Origin of the sequence: Natrinema thermotolerans (assembly GCF_031165565.1) — an archaeon.
Taxonomy (GTDB): domain Archaea; phylum Halobacteriota; class Halobacteria; order Halobacteriales; family Natrialbaceae; genus Natrinema; species Natrinema thermotolerans.
Genome location: NZ_CP101873.1, coordinates 1,828,459 through 1,846,450, shown reverse-complemented (window position 1 = coordinate 1,846,450; position 17,992 = coordinate 1,828,459). Strand labels below are relative to the sequence as shown.

Annotated in this window: 20 protein-coding genes and 1 pseudogene; 13 read left to right on the top strand and 8 right to left on the bottom strand. The window is 65.7% G+C overall.

All coding sequences use genetic code 11. The features are described 5' to 3' along the window. Positions 1-82 precede the first annotated feature (82 nt). The 5 genes and pseudogenes from NP511_RS22960 to NP511_RS09530 all read left to right on the top strand — a co-directional run. Positions 83-286, top strand: a pseudogene (locus NP511_RS22960) (signal recognition particle-docking protein FtsY); the annotation flags it as partial. A gap of 239 nt (positions 287-525) precedes the next feature. After that, positions 526-1,110, top strand: coding sequence for a hypothetical protein (locus NP511_RS09545; RefSeq protein ID WP_049965363.1), 585 nt, complete (start codon positions 526-528; stop codon positions 1,108-1,110). Positions 1,111-1,413: 303 nt separating this feature from the next. Then, entirely contained in the window at positions 1,414-3,141 is a 1,728-nt protein-coding gene (locus NP511_RS09540) for a nitrite/sulfite reductase (protein ID WP_049965364.1), read from the top strand. After that, positions 3,131-4,918, top strand: coding sequence for a Coenzyme F420 hydrogenase/dehydrogenase, beta subunit C-terminal domain (locus NP511_RS09535; protein ID WP_049965365.1), 1,788 nt, complete (start codon positions 3,131-3,133; stop codon positions 4,916-4,918). Before NP511_RS09540 ends, NP511_RS09535 begins: the two co-directional genes overlap by 11 nt. Before the next feature lie 261 nt (positions 4,919-5,179). After that, positions 5,180-5,374 carry a hypothetical protein gene (locus NP511_RS09530; RefSeq protein WP_049965366.1) on the top strand — a complete coding sequence of 65 codons (195 nt, stop codon included), beginning with the start codon at positions 5,180-5,182 and terminating at the stop codon, positions 5,372-5,374. 353 nt (positions 5,375-5,727) lie between these two features. Here NP511_RS09530 and NP511_RS09525 read toward each other — a convergent pair whose 3' ends face one another. Beyond that, positions 5,728-6,687 carry an AEC family transporter gene (locus NP511_RS09525; RefSeq protein WP_049965367.1) on the bottom strand — a complete coding sequence of 320 codons (960 nt, stop codon included), beginning with the start codon at positions 6,685-6,687 and terminating at the stop codon, positions 5,728-5,730. Between the two features lie 324 nt (positions 6,688-7,011). On the opposite strand from NP511_RS09525, the gene NP511_RS09520 reads away from it, so the two are divergent. The 5 genes from NP511_RS09520 (at position 7,012) to NP511_RS09500 (ending at position 10,416) form a co-directional block, all read left to right on the top strand. Beyond that, complete coding sequence (locus NP511_RS09520; RefSeq protein ID WP_049965368.1) at positions 7,012-7,620, top strand: GNAT family N-acetyltransferase; 609 nt, start codon at positions 7,012-7,014, stop codon at positions 7,618-7,620. A gap of 84 nt (positions 7,621-7,704) precedes the next feature. After that, entirely contained in the window at positions 7,705-8,370 is a 666-nt protein-coding gene (thiE, locus tag NP511_RS09515; RefSeq protein WP_049965369.1) for a thiamine phosphate synthase, read from the top strand. Then, a complete protein-coding gene (gene thiM, locus NP511_RS09510; RefSeq protein ID WP_049965370.1) occupies positions 8,367-9,197 on the top strand; it encodes a hydroxyethylthiazole kinase in 831 nt (276 codons plus the stop codon). The genes thiE and thiM overlap by 4 nt, the downstream gene beginning before the upstream one ends. 88 nt (positions 9,198-9,285) lie before the next feature. Continuing rightward, positions 9,286-9,558: a DUF7553 family protein gene (locus NP511_RS09505; protein WP_049965371.1), complete on the top strand. Its 273-nt coding sequence runs from the start codon at positions 9,286-9,288 to the stop codon at positions 9,556-9,558. Between the two features lie 183 nt (positions 9,559-9,741). Then, positions 9,742-10,416: a hypothetical protein gene (locus tag NP511_RS09500; RefSeq protein ID WP_136396878.1), complete on the top strand. Its 675-nt coding sequence runs from the start codon at positions 9,742-9,744 to the stop codon at positions 10,414-10,416. A 353-nt stretch (positions 10,417-10,769) separates the two neighbouring features. Here NP511_RS09500 and NP511_RS09495 read toward each other — a convergent pair whose 3' ends face one another. From NP511_RS09495 to NP511_RS09485, 3 genes are all read right to left on the bottom strand, one after another. Continuing rightward, positions 10,770-11,405, bottom strand: coding sequence for a hypothetical protein (locus tag NP511_RS09495; RefSeq protein ID WP_006648320.1), 636 nt, complete (start codon positions 11,403-11,405; stop codon positions 10,770-10,772). Positions 11,406-11,473: 68 nt separating this feature from the next. Beyond that, positions 11,474-11,686 carry a hypothetical protein gene (locus NP511_RS09490; RefSeq protein ID WP_006648319.1) on the bottom strand — a complete coding sequence of 71 codons (213 nt, stop codon included), beginning with the start codon at positions 11,684-11,686 and terminating at the stop codon, positions 11,474-11,476. Between the two features lie 206 nt (positions 11,687-11,892). Continuing rightward, complete coding sequence (locus tag NP511_RS09485; protein WP_006648318.1) at positions 11,893-12,750, bottom strand: sulfurtransferase; 858 nt, start codon at positions 12,748-12,750, stop codon at positions 11,893-11,895. A gap of 279 nt (positions 12,751-13,029) precedes the next feature. Here NP511_RS09485 and NP511_RS09480 point away from each other — a divergent pair, with 279 nt between their 5' ends. After that, a complete protein-coding gene (locus NP511_RS09480) occupies positions 13,030-13,833 on the top strand; it encodes a sulfurtransferase (protein ID WP_049965373.1) in 804 nt (267 codons plus the stop codon). 16 nt (positions 13,834-13,849) lie between these two features. On the opposite strand, the gene NP511_RS09475 is transcribed toward NP511_RS09480, so the two are convergent. The 4 genes from NP511_RS09475 to NP511_RS09460 form a co-directional block, all read right to left on the bottom strand. Continuing rightward, on the bottom strand, positions 13,850-14,191 hold the full coding sequence (locus NP511_RS09475; protein WP_006648316.1) for a HalOD1 output domain-containing protein: 342 nt from the start codon (positions 14,189-14,191) through the stop codon (positions 13,850-13,852). Positions 14,192-14,243: 52 nt separating this feature from the next. Then, positions 14,244-14,921 carry a helix-turn-helix domain-containing protein gene (locus NP511_RS09470; protein ID WP_049965374.1) on the bottom strand — a complete coding sequence of 226 codons (678 nt, stop codon included), beginning with the start codon at positions 14,919-14,921 and terminating at the stop codon, positions 14,244-14,246. 59 nt (positions 14,922-14,980) lie between these two features. Then, positions 14,981-16,435, bottom strand: coding sequence for a dihydrolipoyl dehydrogenase (locus tag NP511_RS09465; protein ID WP_049965375.1), 1,455 nt, complete (start codon positions 16,433-16,435; stop codon positions 14,981-14,983). 84 nt (positions 16,436-16,519) lie between these two features. Continuing rightward, positions 16,520-16,741, bottom strand: coding sequence for a type II toxin-antitoxin system HicB family antitoxin (locus NP511_RS09460; protein ID WP_049965376.1), 222 nt, complete (start codon positions 16,739-16,741; stop codon positions 16,520-16,522). A gap of 145 nt (positions 16,742-16,886) precedes the next feature. Here NP511_RS09460 and NP511_RS09455 point away from each other — a divergent pair, with 145 nt between their 5' ends. Both NP511_RS09455 and NP511_RS09450 read left to right on the top strand, forming a co-directional pair. Continuing rightward, entirely contained in the window at positions 16,887-17,423 is a 537-nt protein-coding gene (locus NP511_RS09455; RefSeq protein WP_049965377.1) for a DUF7342 family protein, read from the top strand. After that, entirely contained in the window at positions 17,424-17,873 is a 450-nt protein-coding gene (locus NP511_RS09450; RefSeq protein ID WP_049965378.1) for a toxin-antitoxin system TumE family protein, read from the top strand. Positions 17,874-17,992 lie beyond the last annotated feature (119 nt).

Sequence of the window (17,992 nt, the reverse complement as noted above, 5' to 3'; positions counted from 1 at the left end):
ATGCTTTCTTTGCCGCTGGACCCTCGAAATCGGTTACCCGAGGATTCAAGGACTGAACAGCGATTGCGTCGATTTCATGTCGGCCGACGCCGACTCCAACGGCGGTGAGCCGAGCGAAGCGAGGCGATCCTCGTCGGACCGGAGGTCCGACGTTGGCGCGGCGATTTCGATCGCTCACGTCTCCGGGAAGCCGATCCTGTTCCTCGGCGTCGGGCAGGGATACGACGACTTGGAGCGGTTCGATCCCGACGAGATGCTCGACCGGCTGCTCGAGGACGAGGCGTAACGCCCATTCGTCGCCGCTGGATTCTCGAAAGATCGTCCGCGGAGTCGAAGGCTTGAACGACGATTCTCCCGATCTCACGGCGGGTAACGAGACCCCAACGGCGGTGAGCCTCGTCGGACCGTCGGTCCGACGCTGGCACGGGACCTCGATCGACTGCTCGAGGGGTCGGAGACCCGACCGTACCAGTGGATCGATCGTTCTTTCAGAAGATACTTATTGTTAGTTTGAGACGTTAGCGTATGAACCGCCTCCGACCTCGCCGCGGGTTCCTCGCGTCGGTCGTCACGACCGTCGCGGTCACGACGGGCGGTTTCGAGTACGCGTCGGACGGGCCGACCGGCCCGCCGCTGGACTCCGGAACCGTCCCGGCCGATTGGTTCGAGTGTGACGACGTCAACCGTCCCGATCCCGATCCGCCGGACGACGCCCCGCTCGAGCCGCGGACGTATCCGTCGTCGCCGTCGTCGCTGGACGATACCATGGTCGAGTACGTCACGACGTTCGAGCGGGCGTATCGACACAACGCGTTTCTCGGCCAGTACGGTGCCGAAGCGCGGACCGTCGACCTCCGCCGAACGGACGGCCGTGTGGCTGCCGTCGGGTCGGCGACGAACCCGGACGCGGTCATGGTCGCGATCCGATACGACCTGACGACCGGGACCGGCCGCTCGAGCGTCGACTCGCGTGACAGGTGGGACATCCGCGCCGTCTATTACGTCGACGAGAACGTCGTCCTTCGATCCCGGTACCACGGACTCGCCGAGGAGTTGCGCTTCGAGCCCGATCCACGAACCCAGGGCGAACTCGTCGCCTGTTTCGACTAACCGTCCCTGCTCCGAATCCGGCGTCGCCGTCGGGTACGGTACCGGAATCAATTACCGCTACCGACGACGCGTGGCGTCCCGGTGTCGCCTCGTTCCCGCCCGTGCCGGTGTCTTGCCGACGATTTCCATCCGCCCCCCTCGTCGGTGGCACCACGTCGGGGCAATATTTACTGGTGGGAACGACCCACGTCATGATTCGCCGAGTTGCGGGGGTGTATACGAACGGGGTTGCATTACCCGCTAAACAATGGTCCTTGAAGATAGTCCGACCGCTCGAGCGGCTGCCGACCGGCGGTGGTCCCGATGAACACGGTCGAGCAGCACAAACAGGAGAAACATCCCCTCGACGTCATCGACGACGTCTACGACTACGCCGACGAGGAACTCTCCTTCGAGGAGATCGAAGCGCGCGCCGGCGGCGGCGAGTGGGAGCGTCTGAAGTGGGCCGGCATGTACGCCCAGAAGCAGGAGGGCTACTTCATGATCCGGACGAAGGTCCCCGGCGGGAAGCTCACGCCGGAACAGGCCGAGGTCATCGGCGAGGTCACCGACGACCTCGCGGTCGCCCCCGAGGAGTACGGCGGCGAGGAACAGAACGAACTCTGGGGCGACGCGTACCTCGACATCACGACCCGTCAGGACATCCAGAAACACTGGATCCGCGTCGAGGACGTCCCCGAGATGTGGGACCGATACGACGAGGTCGGTCTGACGACGGTCCAGGGCTGCGGTGACTCGGCCCGGAACGTCCTTGGCTGCCCCGCGGCCGGCCTCGACGATCACGAGTGTTTCAACGCACAGCCGGTCATCGAGGCGGTCTCGGACTTCTTCACCGAGAACCGCGAGTACGCCAACCTCCCCCGGAAGTTCAAGATCACGATCACGGGCTGTGCCCACGACTGCGCCCAGTCCCAGATCAACGACGTCGGGCTCGTCCCCGCGAAAAAGGAGATCGGCGTCTCCGGCGAAGCCGGAGGCTCGTCGGACTCGTCCGACGGTGGCGAGTCCCTCTACGGCTTCCACGCCCGCGTCGGTGGCGGCCTCTCCGACGGCCCGCGGATGGGATCGGAACTGGACGTCTTCATCAAGCCCGAGGACGCCGTCGAATTCTGCCGCGCCGTCGCCCAGACGTTCAAGGAACTGGGCGACCGGAACAACCGCGGTGTCTGTCGCATGCGGTATCTCGTCGAGCAGATGGGGGCCGAGAAGTTCGAGGAGGCCGTCCGCGACCGCTGTACGATCGACCTGCCGACCGGCGGCCAGAACCTGACCGTCGGCTACCAGAGCGACCACGTCGGCGTCCACGAGCAGAAACAGGACGGCCTCAACTACGTCGGCTTCAACGTGATCGCCGGCCGCATGGGCGGCGACGAGTTCGCCGCGGCGGCCCGCGCCGCCGAGAAGTACGGGACCGAGGACGCCTCCGTCCGCCTCGCGACCGACCAGAACTTCCTCATCACCCACATCCCCGACGAAAACGTCGACGACCTGCTGGCCGAGCCGTTCGCCCAGGAGTACAGCCCCGATCCGGGGGCGTTCTCCCGCGGCGCGGTCGGCTGTACGGGCAACGAGTTCTGTAACTACGCCATCATCGAGACCAAAAAGCGGACCAAGCGCTGGGCCCGTGAACTCGACGACCGCATCGACGTCCCCGACGACATCGAGTCCATCCGGATGCACATGTCCGGCTGCTCGGCCTCCTGTGCCCAACCCCAGATCGCCGACATCGGTTTCCGCGGCGAGACGGTCAAGCTCGAGGACGAGGACGGTGACGACATCGTCGAAGGGATGGACTTCGGCCTCGGCGGTTCGCTCGGTGCCGACAACGAGTTCCTCGACTGGGTGGAGAGCGCCGTGCCCGCCGACGCCGTGATCCCCGCCCTCGAGCAGCTGTTCGAGGCCTACTCCGCCGACCGTGACGACGGCGAGGAGTTTTACGAGTGGTGTCGCGGCGTCGACAACGGGCAGCTGCGGTCGATCATGCAAGGGGCCGACGCCCCGGTCGCACGGGGTGTTGCCCATGGGGATTGATAGCGAGGCCGACCGACGGGAGGCCTCGAAGAAGCGAGCGGGAGCGGCGGGATCCGAGCAAGGCGAGGAGCCCGAGAATGCGAGCGGTGAAACCGCGAGCGAGAAGCGACACGCGAGCCGCGAGGACGAACGCCGTTTCCCCCACGTTCCGGCCTCGGACGACGATGACGACGCCGTCGTTGTCCTCGACGCCGACAGCGGTGCGTCCCGGTCCCGGGAGAACACCGCCCACGCTCGAGAGGGCGCCATCGCTGCGGATGGCGGCGAGCGAACCGACGCAGGTACCGAGGGCGAGAGTTGCTCGCCGACCACCTGTACCTGCGGCGAGAAAACGCCCCCCGACGCCGAGTCCCAGACCCAGCCCGTCGCGACGGACGGCGGTGACGCGAACGCGGTGAGCGGGTCCTCGTCAGAGCTCCGCTCTGACGGTGCGGGCGTCGCGAACGTCGACGAGATGGGCGAACTCGGCGACCTCGAGTTCACCGAGCCCGCAGAGGACGTCAGTCAGGACGTCTACGACGACGCCCCCGACACGCGCGTCGGGATCCCCGAGGGCGTCGATCTGGACACGCCGGAGTATTCGATCCGGTCGCGAATGAACGACATCGAGACGCCCGACGAGAAGACCTGGTTCATGGAACTGGACGAGGCGGTCATCGACGAGGGCCGCTGTATCCAGTGTGGGACCTGTGTCGCCGCCTGCCCGTCGGACTCGATCGGCGTCGGCGACGACGGCCTGCCGGAACTGGTCAAGATGTGTACCGGCTGTTCGATGTGTTGGGACTTCTGTCCTCGCGGCGGCATGCGCTACGAGCGCCAGTGGAAGATCACCGGCGGCGAGGACAACGTCAAGGGCGCGGGTGACCCGATCACGGAGTTCTCCGCGAAGGTCGAGGACGACTGGACCGACGGGGCCCAAGACGGCGGCGTCGTCACGGGCGTCCTCTCGACGCTGCTCGAGGAAGGCGAGATCGACGGCGCGCTCGTCGCGACCGAGAGCGAGGAAGAGGAGTGGAAAGCGGAGAGTTACCTCGCGACCACGACCGAGGAACTCATCGAAAACGCCGGCACCGTCTACAACCAGACGCTGGCGCTTGGCAACCTCGACTTGGAGCAGTGGGAACACAAGCTCCCCGACAAGGACTGGGACGACCTCTCGCTGGCCATCGTCGGTACGCCCTGTGAGATCGAGGGTATCCGCGCCCTGCAGGACTTCGAGTGGGACTACCAGGCCCAGAACGAGGGTATTCGGGCCGTGGACTACACGATCGCGCTGATGTGTACGAAGAACTTCAACTACCACAGCCTCATGGGCGAGCAGTTGGAGGAGCAACGCGGCATCTCGCCGTCGGAAATCGGCAAGATGGACGTCCTCGATGGCAAGATGATGGTCTACGACCACGACGGCGAGATGATCGTCGAGGAGGACATCGAGAACTTCCACGACGCCGCCTTGAAAGGCTGTGACGAGTGTGCCGACTTCACCGGCTTCTGTTCGGACATCACCGTCGGCTCCGTCGGCTCGAGCGACGACTACTCCAGCGTCATCATCCGCACCGAACAGGGGATGAACGCCTGGGAACTGACCGAGCCGAAGCTCGACTACCACGACTTAGAGGACAAGTCGGCGGTCGGCAAGCTCCAGGGCTGGGACAAGAAGAAGGCCTTCGAGAGCTTAGAGCGGCCCTTCGATCCCGACGCGCCGCGGTTCATCGACTACACCGACCACGCCGAGAACTACGGTACGGCGCTGAACCCCCACGATCAGGGTCACTGAGCGGTCGGGTTCCGTCTTTTTCCGTCGTTGCGCTCCGGTTCGTATCGCGCTCCGATTTCCCTGTGTCGGACTATCGTAGCCGCTGAAACGATTTACACACTGATCGCAACGCTGTCGTGCGATCAGGTGTGTAATGACGTTCAGCGGCTACGATAGCAGTCGATACGTTCGGCGTGAAAGGAGCGGATGTCGAACGCTCGATATCGAGGTATCAGTCACTGGACCGAAATATTCGTAACGGAACCCATAGTGAATTGACGTATGAATAGAACGGATTGGTTCCTTGCGCTCATTACGTTTTTATTGGCCGTAATCGCTCTTGAAACCGTCTCGGACGCGACGAACGAACTCTTCCGAGATATCGGTGGCAGTGTCTCTCTATTGGTGATCTTTCTCTTGCCACTCTATCTCCTCGCCCATCTCGTGATGAACCATCACGACGAACCGGACTGGTAGCTGAATCCGCTTTACTGACCGTGGTTTCGGAACCGTTCCGAATACGCGAGGGGTCTCTCTACTGGTCCGTTCGGTCGCTCGAGCCAAAAGGGGGTATGAGCCCCGGTTCGCCGCCCCCAACGTCCCAATCGTGGCGCTCGCGGTGTCGGATCGGTCGGCGTGATCCACCTCCGGATCAGTGTCAGTTCCGGACGCGGACCATGGTTGACTGTGGGAACGAGACGCATAGTCCTTGGCCCGACCTATGCATGGACGGCGCGCAGGCACGCGATCTCGGGTCCGAGCGACGGCGAGGTGCCGTTCCGAGCCGGCCGAGTTACCGGTGGCCGCGAGCCGTCACCCACCGCCCTCGTTCAGATTACGACGCCGGACTGCAAGAGTGCGATCAGGGCGGTCAGTATCGGCACCGACAGCAGCGTCGTCAGGAGGACGCAGGTCGAGACGTACTCCGAGACGAGAACTCCCTCCGTTCGCGCGCCGTCCGCGAACTCGATGACCAACACCAGCGGCGTCACCGCGGCGGGCATGGCCGTCTCGAGGACGAACACGCGCGCAACGGTCGGGTTCTCGAAGCCGATCAGCAAGGCGACGCCGACCCCGACCAGCGGCGCGACGACCGTCTTGAGCGCGGTCGCGGGCCAGGCCCGGGAGACCGCCGCGGCGGTATCGGCTCGCGCGAGTTGGATCCCGAGGATGAGCAACATGAGCGGGATCGAGGCGTCACCGACGAGTCCCAAGGTCTCCATCGCCGCGGTGTCGGCGGGCGGAACGAGACCCAGCGCCCGCGCACCCAGCGCGGCGGCGACGGCGTAGACCAGCGGGATGTAAAACACCCGGCGGACGCCCTCGAGGCCGGCGGAGCCGCTGCTCCGGGAGGCGACGTAGACGCCGACGGTGTACATCAGTACGGACTGGACCGAGAGGAAGAGGACGGCCGTCTGGCGGCCCACCGCGCCGAACGCGAAGTCCGAGACCGGAACGCCGAGGTTGCCGGAGTTGGTGAAGATCGCGACGAGTACCAGCCCGCTCAGGGCCGGTTCCCGTTCGCCGACGGCGCGGCCGGTCAGTTCCGCGACCGCCCACATCGCCCCCGTGAAGACGCCGATCCCGACCGTCACTCGCACTAGCGTCGCCGCCTCGAGTTCGGTAGTAGCGAGGCTGTGAAAGACCAGCGCGGGCGCGAGGACGTAGACGACGGCGGTGTTCAGCGGCTCGGGATCGATCTCTTTGACGGTAGCCAGCAGATAGCCCACCGCCGCGATGGCGACGATCGGCCCGATCGCCGACCCGAAGATGGCGAGCAGGTCGGCCATCGGTCAGCGCGCCCCCTCGCGTCGCGCTCGTGGGCTCGCGGGACTCATCGATCGGTAGGCGGTCGCTCGCTGCATTCGCGGGCAGCTACTCGCCACGCCGGGTATGGCACTTGCGATGGCGGCGCGGCGCCGACCGCTGGGAGAGCGGTCCGCGTTCGTCGTTTAAGTGGCTCTGGTCACAAGATGTAGATACGACGGGAGAACGGTCCCTTCTCGAGGCAGTCACGATCGGCCAGCGACGCGTCCCGGCCGTCGTCGGAACGCCCGGCCGCATCGTCGGCGTCGTTCGGCGGACTTATTCGCCATCGCACGGGAGCCACGACCATGCCTTCCGACGTCCGGATTCGCGTCGCGACGCCGGCCGACGCGGCCGCCGCTCGCGACATCTACGCGCCTTTCTGTGAGTCGACGACAGTCACCTTCGAAGAGGCCCCACCGACCGAGAGCGAGTTGGCCGACCGGATCGAGTCCACCCTCGAGCGACATCCGTGGCTCGTCTGCGAACGTGACGGCGCGGTCGTCGGCTACGCCTACGCCGGCCCGCTTCGGAAGCGCCGCGCCTACGAGTGGGTCGTCGAACTGTCGGTCTACGTCGCCGACTCGGCCCGCGGGTCCGGCGTCGGCCGCGGACTCTACGAGTCGCTGTTCGCCGTCCTCGAGCGCCAGGGGATCCGCGACGTCTACGCCGTGACGACGGTCCCCAACCCCGAGACGGAGCGGTTCCACGAGTCGATGGGATTCGAGCGGCTGGTCGACTTCCCGGCGATCGGCTACACCCAGGACGAGTGGCAGGACGTGGCGTGGTGGCGCCGTCCCCTCGCCGAGAAGTCCGGCTCACCCGACCGACCGCGGCCGTTTCCGTCGGTCCGCGAGGACGACGACTGGGAGGCGCTCGTCCGGACCGGGGAAGACGCGCTCGAGCCCTCGCCGTAGCGCTCGGTCGGCGAGCGGGTGGCGGTCGCCCGCGGTCGGTGTCCGACCGACACCGCTTAGTGGCACTACCGACTGGTACCGCCCGTGAATCCCTCGAACTGGCGGACTTACCTCGTCACGCAGGCGTCGCTCTCCGACGGTCGGTCGACGCCCGAGATCGTCCGCGCGGCCATCGACGGCGGCGTCGACGCCGTCCAACTGCGCGAGAAGGACACGAGTGCCCGCTCGCGGTACGAACTGGGACTCGAGCTACGCGAACTCACTGCTGAGGCGGGCGTCGACCTGATCGTCAACGACCGGATCGACATCGCCGAGGCGATCGACGCCGACGGCGTCCACGTCGGCCAGTCGGACCTGTCAGTCGGGGTCGCCCGCGACCTGCTCGGACCGGACGCGATCGTCGGTTGTTCGACGTCGACGGTCGCCGAAGCCCGCGAAGCCGAACGCGAGGGTGCGGACTATCTCGGCGTCGGGGCCGTCTACGGCACCTCCTCGAAGGACGTCGAGGACGGAAAAGACGGAATTGGCCCGGAACGGATCGCCGAGATCGTCGACGCCGTCTCGATCCCGGTCGTCGGCATCGGCGGTGTCACGGCGGACAACGCCGCGCCGGTGGTCGAAGCCGGTGCGGCCGGGGTGGCCGTCATCAGCGCGATTACGGCGGCCGCCGATCCGGTGGCGGCGACCGCGGCGCTTGCCGAGACCGTCGAAACTTCGAAGGGAGTCGCCGACGGAGGTCGAGGCGCATGAGCGTTACCGACATCGCCGCCGTCGACCTCGCCGACTCCGTTCGGACCGTCCGGGAGACGGAACCGCTCGTCCAGCACGTGACCAACACGGTGACGATCAACGACGTCGCGAACCTGACGCTGCACTGGGGCGGACTGCCGGTGATGGCCGACTCCTTCGGCGACGCCGGCGAGATGACCGCGGCCGCGCGCGCCCTCGTCATCAACATCGGGCAGGTGCCCGACGACCGCGTCGAGGCCATGCACGAGGCCGGCCGGAAGGCCAACGACCGCGGGGTTCCGGTCGTCCTCGACCCCGTCGGCCTCGGCTCGACCCCCTCGCGCGAGGCGGTCACCGAGAGCCTCCTCGAGGCGGTCGACTTCGCCGCGATCAAGGGCAACTACGGCGAGATCAGCGCCCTGGCCGGGGTCGAAGCGAACGTCGAGGGTGTCGAATCCATCGGCGACTACGAGGCGATCGAGGAGACCGCTCAGTCGGTCGCCGACTCGACCGACGCGGTCGTCGTCGCCTCGGGCGTCGACGATGTCGTCGCCGACGCCGACGGCGCGGTCCGCATCACCGCCGGCCACGAGATGCTCGGCGAGGTCGTCGGCACCGGCTGTATGCTCGGCGCGACCGTCGGCACCTTCGCCGGCGCGCTCGAGGATCCCCGCGAGGCCGCCGTCTACGGGACGCTCGCGTTCGGCATCGCCGGCGAGCGTGCGGCCGCGATGGACTACGCTGGTCCGGGCAGTTACCGGACGAACTTCCAGGACGCCGTCTCCGGCGTCACCGGCGACGACCTCGAGTCGGCCGACCTCGCGGACCGGCTCGAACCGGCGCTGTAGCGCGACGCGAACCCGTTAGTTCGACCGGTGTTCCCGATTTCCGGAACGTACTGCAACGATTTTAGTCCCACCGGGCGAACCCGTTCGTATGGCTCGAGACGAACTCGAGAACGCGGCCGACGCCATCGAGGCGGCGGCAGCGGCCGCGGCAGACGACGAGGCACAGGAGCGACTCGAGAACCAGGCGGCGAAGTTCGCGGAGTACGCGGACGCCGACCGCGGGCCGGACCACGGCCAACTCGCCCGTCACGAACACATCTTAAACGACATCGCCGACGAGGAAGGCGGTGACGTCGCGTCGAAGCTCGCGGACGCGCTCGAGTCGATCAGCGCGTTCCGGGAGACGGTCGAGGGCGTGTAGCGATTCCGGCGATCGGCTTTCTTCGGTGTTCGTCTGGATAGTCAACTCATGGAGGCCCTCATAGAACTATTCACAAGGGGCTGATTTCACCGCAGAACTATCTGAACGCACTGGTGAGTGGATCTGCGAACTGAACACTTCAACTCCCGAAAACACTTACCAGTTGTACCAGAAGGCGGATTCATGAACCGGCGAACTCTCCTTACTTCGATTTCTGTGGGCGCGGCTACAGTCGCTGGCTGTACTGGAGGGGTCGAAAACGACGAAACTGGGAGGAAGTATGAGGAATGTAATCTACCCGCCCTCCAATATGGGACGTTGCCGGAGGATGTCAGGGCCGAGGTTGATACGGCATTCAATGAGGGGCAGTACGAGACCGACGGGGAGTTGCTATGGCAGCAGGTTGCAGGGCCGGGTGTGGAATTCCTCAAGAAGGGAGGGCCGTGGTATACTCCAGACGGGACGTACTATACTCCACAAGTGGATAGTGACAATGGTGTTCACACCCTTCAGTTTGAGGAGACGACGCCACAGCTTGATTCAACGAAATATCTCCATGTGGAAGACGTGCCGGAAGTGCCGGTGAATATTACTATTAAATATACGGATGGAACTGTTCTTGAGGATCATACTATCGAAGAGAAGGATGATTATCCGGAGGTGCCGGTCTCCAACAAGGTCGGGACATATTTAGTGGAAGTTACGGTCAAGGACTGGGGGACCGTGACCGAGGAGTTTGGAATCGATCATTTTACTCAAGAACTCAATTTTGGTATTCATAGAGAGTCTGAGTCATCCTTCTCGGTGTCGATACAAGATAACCCAGCCACCTATCCAGCCTCCTGCCCTTGGGAATAATAGCAGTGAGGGGAAACCGTGTTCAAGATACAGAGAATTAATTCAGCACGACGTTCTTGACAGAAGTCGATGAGACTAACCGACACTCCGTTACTTGCCTACCCTGTATTGATCGATTCTGGAGAGTTGGAATACAGGTGTGCCAACTGCTCTATGACACCCTCGACTCGCGTGGTGACCGGGCTGACGGTTCGATAGGACCGTGCAACGGGACGTGTTCTACTATCGTGGCGGAACGGAGTGGCCACGCCCTCCCCAACCGATTCGCTCGGTATCGCGCCGTGGCTCACCGGCGGTTCGCCACGACCCAGCGCGCGCCACCGCACGGCGGCTGCCCGGTTCGCCGGACCCCGCTAACAGACCGGCTTCGGGTTCGCGCCCATTCCCTCGAGCGTCTCGACGTACTCGTCGTAGGCGGCCTGGATCGCGCCGCTTGCGGCCTCCTGAGCGCGCTCCCAGTCGTCGTCGCTCTCGCAAACGTCGCCGAGGAGGTCTTTCGCGCGCTCGAGTTGGTCGTCCAGGTCCTCGCCGAACCCGCGGAACAGGCTGGCCGTCTGGGGGTCGGCGTCGCCGACGAAGTAGCCGACGACCTGGTCCTTCGAGCGCTGGCTCGCGAGGATGCGGCCGACGAGCGCGCCGACTCGTTCGACGGTGTCCTCGCGGTCGCGGAGGTACTCGTGGAGCTGGGGCGTCTCGGTCGGTTCGTAGTCGTCGGCGTCGAGTTTCCCGTCGACGGTCTCGTAGTGGTCCTGCTCCTCGTCGGCCGTTTGCTCGAAGGCCGCGCGCGCTTCGTCGTCGGCCTCGTCGTCGGCCCACTCGAGGAAGGTCTGCCAGGCGGCGTACTCGGCGTCCGCCGTCGCCTCGAGGACGGGCTCGGTGTCGATCTCGCCGCCGGTGTCGGCATAGAGCGACTTCGAGGAACCGAGTCGCGAGAGCGCGGTCTGGTTGTCGTCGTTGACGGTCTCGACGAATGCGTCCGGATCGGTCATAGGCGGGCATTCGGGCAGCCGAGTGTTAGGCCTATCGTCACGAGGGGGCATGCGAGCCCACCCGACGATTACTCGCCGTCGGTACGGAGCAACCACCCAAGAAACAGGACGATCGCCGCGACGAGTATCAGGATCAGCAGGCTCTCCGCAACGACCCGTATCGCCGCGGGGCCGATGTCGCCGACGCTGACGAAGCCCGCGGCGAGGACGACGATCGCGAACCCGAGCAGTCGGTTCGTCGTCTCGCGACTCGCGAGCCACGAGTCTTCGCCGTCGCTCATCGTTTCGGATAATTAATCGGTTCGTAATATCGGTTCCGGTCCGGGCGATCGGTCGGCCCCGATCGGGGACCGCGTCGGGAGACCCGTCGCCGGTAGTGATCACGTTCCCGTCGAGACGCTCCGCTGATCGATCGGAAGCAGGGAACGAAACGACGACGGGACGACCGCGATGGTCGTGTCCCGCGTCGGACGGGCGAAGGACCGCGTTAGTTGCCCTTCTCGATCGGCGCGTTGACGAGGTTGCCCCACTCGGTCCAGGAGCCGTCGTAGTTGACGGTGTCCTCGTAGCCCAGCAGTTCGTGCAGGGCGAACCAGGCGACCGACGAGCGCTCGCCGATCCGGCAGTAGGCGACGGTCGTCTCGTCGCCGTCGATGTCCTCCTCGGCGTAGAGGTCCTCGAGTTCGTCGGGGGCTTTGAAGGTGCCGTCGTCGTTGGTCACGGCGGCCCACGAGATGTTCTTCGCGCCGGGGATGTGGCCGCCGCGCTGGGCGGTCTCCTGGAGTCCCGGGGGCGCGAGGACCTCGCCGGAGTACTCCTCGGGCGAGCGAACGTCGACCAGCGGGACGCCGCGCTCGATCGCCTTCTCGACGTCGTCGCGGTAGGCGCGGATGCTCTCGCGCGGGCCGGCGGCGTCGTACTCGGTTTCGGAGAAGTCGGGCTCCTCGTCGGTGGTCGGGTAGTCGTTCTCGAGCCAGTATTCGCGGCCGCCGTCGAGCAGTTTCGCGTCGTCGTGGCCGTAGTACTTGAACTGCCAGTAGGCGTAGGCGGCGAACCAGTTGGAGTTGTCGCCGTAGAGGACGACGGTGTCGTCCTCGCTGATGCCGTGGTCGCCGAGCAGGGCCTCGAAGTCCTCTTTGTCGAGGATGTCCCGCTGGGTCTGGTCCTGAAGCTGGGTCTCCCAGTTGAACCCGATCGCGCCGGGTGCGTGTTCTTCCTCGTAGGCTTCCGTGTCGACGTCGACTTCGACGAGTCGGAGGTCGGAGTCGTCGTCCTGGAACTGGTCGAGTCGGTCCTCGACCCAGTCAGCCGAAACGAGTACGTCTTTGGCGTAGTCGTCTGCCATGGACGGTCCTACGATGGCGACACACAAAGGGACTTCTTAACCGGTCAATTCGGACACCGGTCGACCGTGGGGGAAACTTTTGCCGCGTCTTTTCGCCGTGATTCGGCTCGCGCTCGGGAAGAGCGACGCGTTCGGCGGTCAGACGCCGCTCTCGATAGATACCCGTATTTATAGGCTGGCTCCCTCGGCAAACAGGGGCAAGAGTTGCCACTGTCCCGGTATCCGCCGCTCGCCCCGAAACCGGTGCGTACTCGGGGCTTGGCTTCCTATACCGGCCCAATGGACGAATCCGTCGTCGTCTCCCCCGACTGGCTCGCATCGCGTCTCGACGATCCCGCCGTCCGCGTCGTCGACGTCAGGGACGCCTGGGAGTTCGATGGGATCGGACACGTTCCCGGCGCGGTGAACGTCCCGTTCGACAGCTACCGCGACGAGAGCGACGTCGACCGCGGAACCCTACCCGGTGCGGACGCCTTCGCGACCCTGCTCGGCGACGCCGGGATCTCGCCCGAGGACACCATCGTCGCCTACGACGATACCCACGGCGTCTTCGCGGCCCGCTTTGTCCTCACCGCCCTCGAGTACGGCCACGACGACGTCCGCCTGCTCGACGGCGACTACAGCGCCTGGAACCAGGCCTACGAGACGACGAGCGACACCCCCGAGATCGACCCGGTCGACTACGAGGCCGACCCGCTCGAGCCCGCGGAGAGCCCGCTGGTCGACTACGACGCCGTCGAAGCGGCCCTCGAGCGCGACGTCCTCTTCGTCGATACCCGCGAGCGCGACGAGTTCGAGGAGACCCGTCTGCCGGGTGCCGTGCGGTTCGACTGGCGCGACGTCATCGACGACGAGACGCGCCGACTGAAACCCGAAGACGAACTCGACGCACTGCTCGCCGATCACGGGATCACGCCCGATCGCGAGATCGTCCTCTACTGTAACACGGCCCGCCGGATCAGTCACACCTACGTCGTCCTCAAAGCGCTCGGCTACGAGGACGTCATGTTCTACGAAGGAAGCCTCACGGAGTGGCTGGCCAACGACGGCGAGACCGAGAGCGGACCGGTTTCGACCGAGTGACCTCGCCGTCCATCTGTTACTCGGCCGGTTCGCCGGCCGCTCGCTCGAGTCGCTCGAGGCCGATCCGTCGGTCACCGGTGATCGTGATCTCGTACCCGTGGTAGGTAAACGTCACTCGATCGGGTGTTCCGGCCGTTCCGAAGCCGTCGCTTCCGAACAGTGCGTCGAGTGCTTCCGGGTCGACGGCAGTGTACAGCGGGTCGAGCGCCGTCGTTCCACCGGCGGTACCGCCGGTCGGAACCATCTCGGCGTCCGAAGCGGTCGCAACCGCCGTCACGACCCCCGTACTGATCGACTCGTCGTCCGCAAGCTCGTACACCGTGGCCGTTTCCCCCCGCCGCTGGTCGCTCGTTTCCATCACGTGGGGATACTCCGGGTGGACTGGTGAGTCACCGTCTTACCTATGTAGTCTATTTATACGGCTGGTCGCTGCTCTGTGGGTCCCCGACGATCGTTCCCTCGATGAGGTTCCGATACCCCCGCCTGAGTCGGGACGAAAACGCCTGTCTCGAGATGCCGAGCTGGGAGGCGAGCGTTGCCTGATCGGTCTCACGCGTATCGCTGTAGTACCCCTGATTGTAGGCCAGCAACAGCGCCTCGCGCTGTTCCGGCGTGAGGCCGTACTCGGCTCCGGCCGTCATCTCCGAGAGGCGATTGAGCCGCGTGAGCGTCACCTCGATGTCGTGGTCCGCACAGTACTGCTGGAACGCCGAGAACCGATCGACGGACCCCGCACGGAGTTCGAACACCCAGCCCGTTCTGGTCCCGGTCGCCGAGACGACCGTGACGCCGGTTTCCGCGATCGCTCGCATGATCCCCATGTACTCCGGCTTCCACTCGGCGCGATAGAGGCCCCGGTCACCCAGGTCCTCCATGAGAACCGCCGAGCGAAGCTCCGGCAACCCCTCGAAGATATCCAAGATTGCCGCCAGTTCCTCGTCGGGATCTTGTACCCAGAAGTACGGCATGACCGTGTCACCGCTCGGGACGACGCGGTCGAGATCCAGCGTCACCTCGGGTCTGTCCTCGAAGACTCGCCCGAGTGGAAAGTCCGCCGGCGCGAGGGTGAACTCGGCGATCGAAGTCATAGTGACCCTTGGCGCTCTCGACTGTTAAGCCTCACCACGGGCGGGATCCTCGAGGGCCCTTACCCGTCGCCGACGTCCCGCCAGTCCGGGGCCGTGGAGTACGCCCGCGATGAGAGTTCGTCGAACGCCGCGTGGACGACCTCGTTCAGCGCGGGGTGGACGTGAACCGGCCCGGCGACGTCATCGACGGTGCCGCCGCCGTCCATCGCGACGACGACCTCGTGTAGCAACGTCGGGGCCTGTGGCCCGACGATGTGACAGCCCAGGATCTCGCCGTCCGGTCCGGCGAGGACCTTCACGAACCCGTCGTCGGCCTCGAGGATCAGTCCCAGCGGCGCGGCGTCGTAGGGAACCGTCGCGACCTCGTACTCCCGGCTGGCGTCCTCGAGGTCGCCCTCCGTTCGCCCGACGCTCGCCACCCGGGGCTCGGTGAAGATCGCGTGGGGCATCGCCCCGTAGTCGACCGTCCGGTCCGCGTCGTCGAGGACGTTCGCCATGACGAGCCGCGCCTCGTAGTCGGCCGCGTGCTTGTACGGCTGCCGGCCGATCACGTCGCCCAGCGCCCAGACGCCGTCCACGGCCGTCTCGAGGCGGCTGTCGGTCTCGATATACCCCTCGTCGTCGGTCTCGATGCCCGTCGCCTCGAGGCCGAGCGCGTCGGTGTTGGGCCGGCGACCGGTCGCGAGCAGGAGGTCGTCGGCGGCGAGTTCGACCGCCTCGTTGCCGTCGTTCCCGTCGTCGCTCGGCTCCGCGGTAACGACGATCCCCTCCCCGCCTTGCCTCTCGTCGGCCGGCTCCACTTCGGCCGCCTCGGAGCCGGTGTAGACGTCACAGTAGTCCGCGAGCGAGTCGGTCACGGCCGCGCTGACGGCGTCGTCCTCGCGGGGCACCAACCGCTCGCTTCGGCCGACGATCGAGACATCCGTCCCCAGCGCGCCGAAGAAGTAGCCCAGTTCGGCCCCGATGTAGCCGCCGCCGACGATCACGAGTTCGTCCGGCCGCTCGTCGAGGAACAGCGCGTCGTCGCTGGTGAGGAAATCGACGTCCTCGAGGCCGTCGACCGGCGGGACCATCGGTCGGCCGCCGACGGCGATAACGACCGTCTCGCCCGTTATCTCCGCGGTTCCACTTCCGTCGTCGGGGGCGACTGCTATCGTCCGGTCGTCGACGAACCGTCCCTCGCCACGGTAGCGCGTCACGTTCGCCGTCTCCCGCATGCTCGAGGTCTGGTTGTCAGCCTTCGCGTAGACGGTGTCGTGAATCGCGTCCGTAATGCCGTCGTAGTCGACGTCGTGTACCCCCGCATCGATACCGAACGCCTCGGCCCCGCGGATGTCCTCGATCACGTCCGCGCGGTGGATGAGCGCCTTCGAGGGAACGCACCCGCGGGTGATACACGCGCCGCCCAGCGGGCCGGGTTCGACGACCGCGGCCTCGAGGCCCCGCTCGGCCGCCGCGGTCGCGACCTGACTGCCCGAGCCGCCGCCCAGAACCACGATATCGTACCCCTCCATACCCCCTCCGACCACGGACGGCCGCCTAAAACGAGCGCCTGCTATGCGAACGCGGGTCGCGAGCCGGTCCGCGTCGCTCGTCGCTCAGAGCCAGTCGTCGCCGGTCTCGTCCGACTCGGCCTCGCGATGGGTCTCGACGGCGGCCGCGAGGTTCGCCAGCGCCGCCTCGGGAGTCTGGCCCTGACTCGAGATTCCAGTCGCCTCGTGGTCCGCGATGTGCAGTCCGTGTTCGTTCTGTCGCATGGTGACGTCATCGCCCGCGAGGGCCTCGTAGTCGTCGGGATCGACGTCCGCGTCGGAACTCATGGACGGCTCTTGTCGCGGTCGCGTGAAATACGCATCGACGCCGCTCGAGCGAGTCGTACGCCGCTCGAGACGGCAACCGCCGCCGTGATCGCACACATATTTGCGAACCCGCACACATATTACTGTGAACCACGTCGATACGACCATGAGCGAGTTCGATCCGGTACCGGATTCCGACGCCGTCGACGACGTCCGCCAGCGGTGGCGCGAGACGACCGATACGTTCGGCCGGGTCTACGAGACCGCCCTCGGGGTCACGGAGCCGACGACGTATCCCGAGATCGCGTCGACCGCGGACTGCTCGCCTAACGCGGCGAAGAAACACCTCGACCGGCTCGCGGAGATGGGCATCGTCCGGGCCGACACCGACGCCCAACCGGCCCGGTACGAGCGCGACGACGGCTATCTCGAGTGGCAGGAAGCCAGCCGGATCGCGAGGGAGCTGACCGTCGAGGAGATCATCGATCGCGTTCGCCAGCTGGAAGCCCGCCACGAGGCGTTCGTCGATCAGTTCGGAGCCGACGATCCGTCCGCAGTGTCGCTGCTCGAGCGCGACGACCACGAGGAAATCCACGAACTGATGGAACGGCTCAGTGACTGGGAGGCCGTCGAACGGGACATCCGCCTCTACGAACTCGCACGTCGGCTGGCACAAAACGACGGGCATCTCATTCCCGCATAGATGGGCCCGGAACGGGAGAGCGGGCCATCGTCACCGGGGCCGCCCGATCGTCGGACGCTTCGACTCCTCGAGCGTCGCCTCGCGGACGACCCCCTCGTCGCCGGGACCGCGTTCGATCCCGATAGCACCGAACCGCGGGTACTCGAGGCGCGTCTCGATAGTGACCTGTTTCCACCGTCGATCGACGGTGCCCGGTTCGATATTCGCTGGTTCACGACCGACGATTTCACGATCCATTACGTCGAGACCGGAGCCGATGGCCATCGATGGGAGTGTCGCTGGGATCGACATCCGAACCCGCACGACCCGCGATTGCACTTTCACTACCCGCCCGACGGAACCGAGACGGCCGCCCTCGAACTGCCGTCCGTCCATCCGCTAGATGTCATCGCAACGGCTCTCGCCGCTGTCGAGGAACGGATCGACCGAGCATGGGACGCTCGTGACTGATGGCAGTCACGTCGATCGCGATCGCCCGGTCCGGACGAAACTGAAGCGACTCGTTCGACGGACCGAACGATCGCGTCGCGCGTAGAAAAAGCCTTTAACGCTATCGCCTCGTACACCCA

Coding starts and splice junctions, on each gene's coding strand:
- NP511_RS09535 (WP_049965365.1), top strand. CDS start 3,131: ATGGGGATTGATAGCGAGGCCGACCGACGGGAGGCCTCGAAGAAGCGA.
- NP511_RS09470 (WP_049965374.1), bottom strand. CDS start 14,921: ATGACTTCGATCGCCGAGTTCACCCTCGCGCCGGCGGACTTTCCACTC.
- NP511_RS09545 (WP_049965363.1), top strand. CDS start 526: ATGAACCGCCTCCGACCTCGCCGCGGGTTCCTCGCGTCGGTCGTCACG.
- NP511_RS09530 (WP_049965366.1), top strand. CDS start 5,180: ATGAATAGAACGGATTGGTTCCTTGCGCTCATTACGTTTTTATTGGCC.
- NP511_RS09460 (WP_049965376.1), bottom strand. CDS start 16,741: ATGAGTTCCGACGCGGACGTCGATCCCGACGACTACGAGGCCCTCGCG.
- NP511_RS09450 (WP_049965378.1), top strand. CDS start 17,424: ATGGGCCCGGAACGGGAGAGCGGGCCATCGTCACCGGGGCCGCCCGAT.
- NP511_RS09475 (WP_006648316.1), bottom strand. CDS start 14,191: ATGGAAACGAGCGACCAGCGGCGGGGGGAAACGGCCACGGTGTACGAG.
- NP511_RS09525 (WP_049965367.1), bottom strand. CDS start 6,687: ATGGCCGACCTGCTCGCCATCTTCGGGTCGGCGATCGGGCCGATCGTC.
- NP511_RS09465 (WP_049965375.1), bottom strand. CDS start 16,435: ATGGAGGGGTACGATATCGTGGTTCTGGGCGGCGGCTCGGGCAGTCAG.
- NP511_RS09540 (WP_049965364.1), top strand. CDS start 1,414: ATGAACACGGTCGAGCAGCACAAACAGGAGAAACATCCCCTCGACGTC.
- NP511_RS09485 (WP_006648318.1), bottom strand. CDS start 12,750: ATGGCAGACGACTACGCCAAAGACGTACTCGTTTCGGCTGACTGGGTC.
- NP511_RS09490 (WP_006648319.1), bottom strand. CDS start 11,686: ATGAGCGACGGCGAAGACTCGTGGCTCGCGAGTCGCGAGACGACGAAC.
- NP511_RS09505 (WP_049965371.1), top strand. CDS start 9,286: ATGGCTCGAGACGAACTCGAGAACGCGGCCGACGCCATCGAGGCGGCG.
- NP511_RS09480 (WP_049965373.1), top strand. CDS start 13,030: ATGGACGAATCCGTCGTCGTCTCCCCCGACTGGCTCGCATCGCGTCTC.
- NP511_RS09520 (WP_049965368.1), top strand. CDS start 7,012: ATGCCTTCCGACGTCCGGATTCGCGTCGCGACGCCGGCCGACGCGGCC.
- NP511_RS09500 (WP_136396878.1), top strand. CDS start 9,742: ATGAACCGGCGAACTCTCCTTACTTCGATTTCTGTGGGCGCGGCTACA.
- NP511_RS09455 (WP_049965377.1), top strand. CDS start 16,887: ATGAGCGAGTTCGATCCGGTACCGGATTCCGACGCCGTCGACGACGTC.
- thiM (WP_049965370.1), top strand. CDS start 8,367: ATGAGCGTTACCGACATCGCCGCCGTCGACCTCGCCGACTCCGTTCGG.
- NP511_RS09495 (WP_006648320.1), bottom strand. CDS start 11,405: ATGACCGATCCGGACGCATTCGTCGAGACCGTCAACGACGACAACCAG.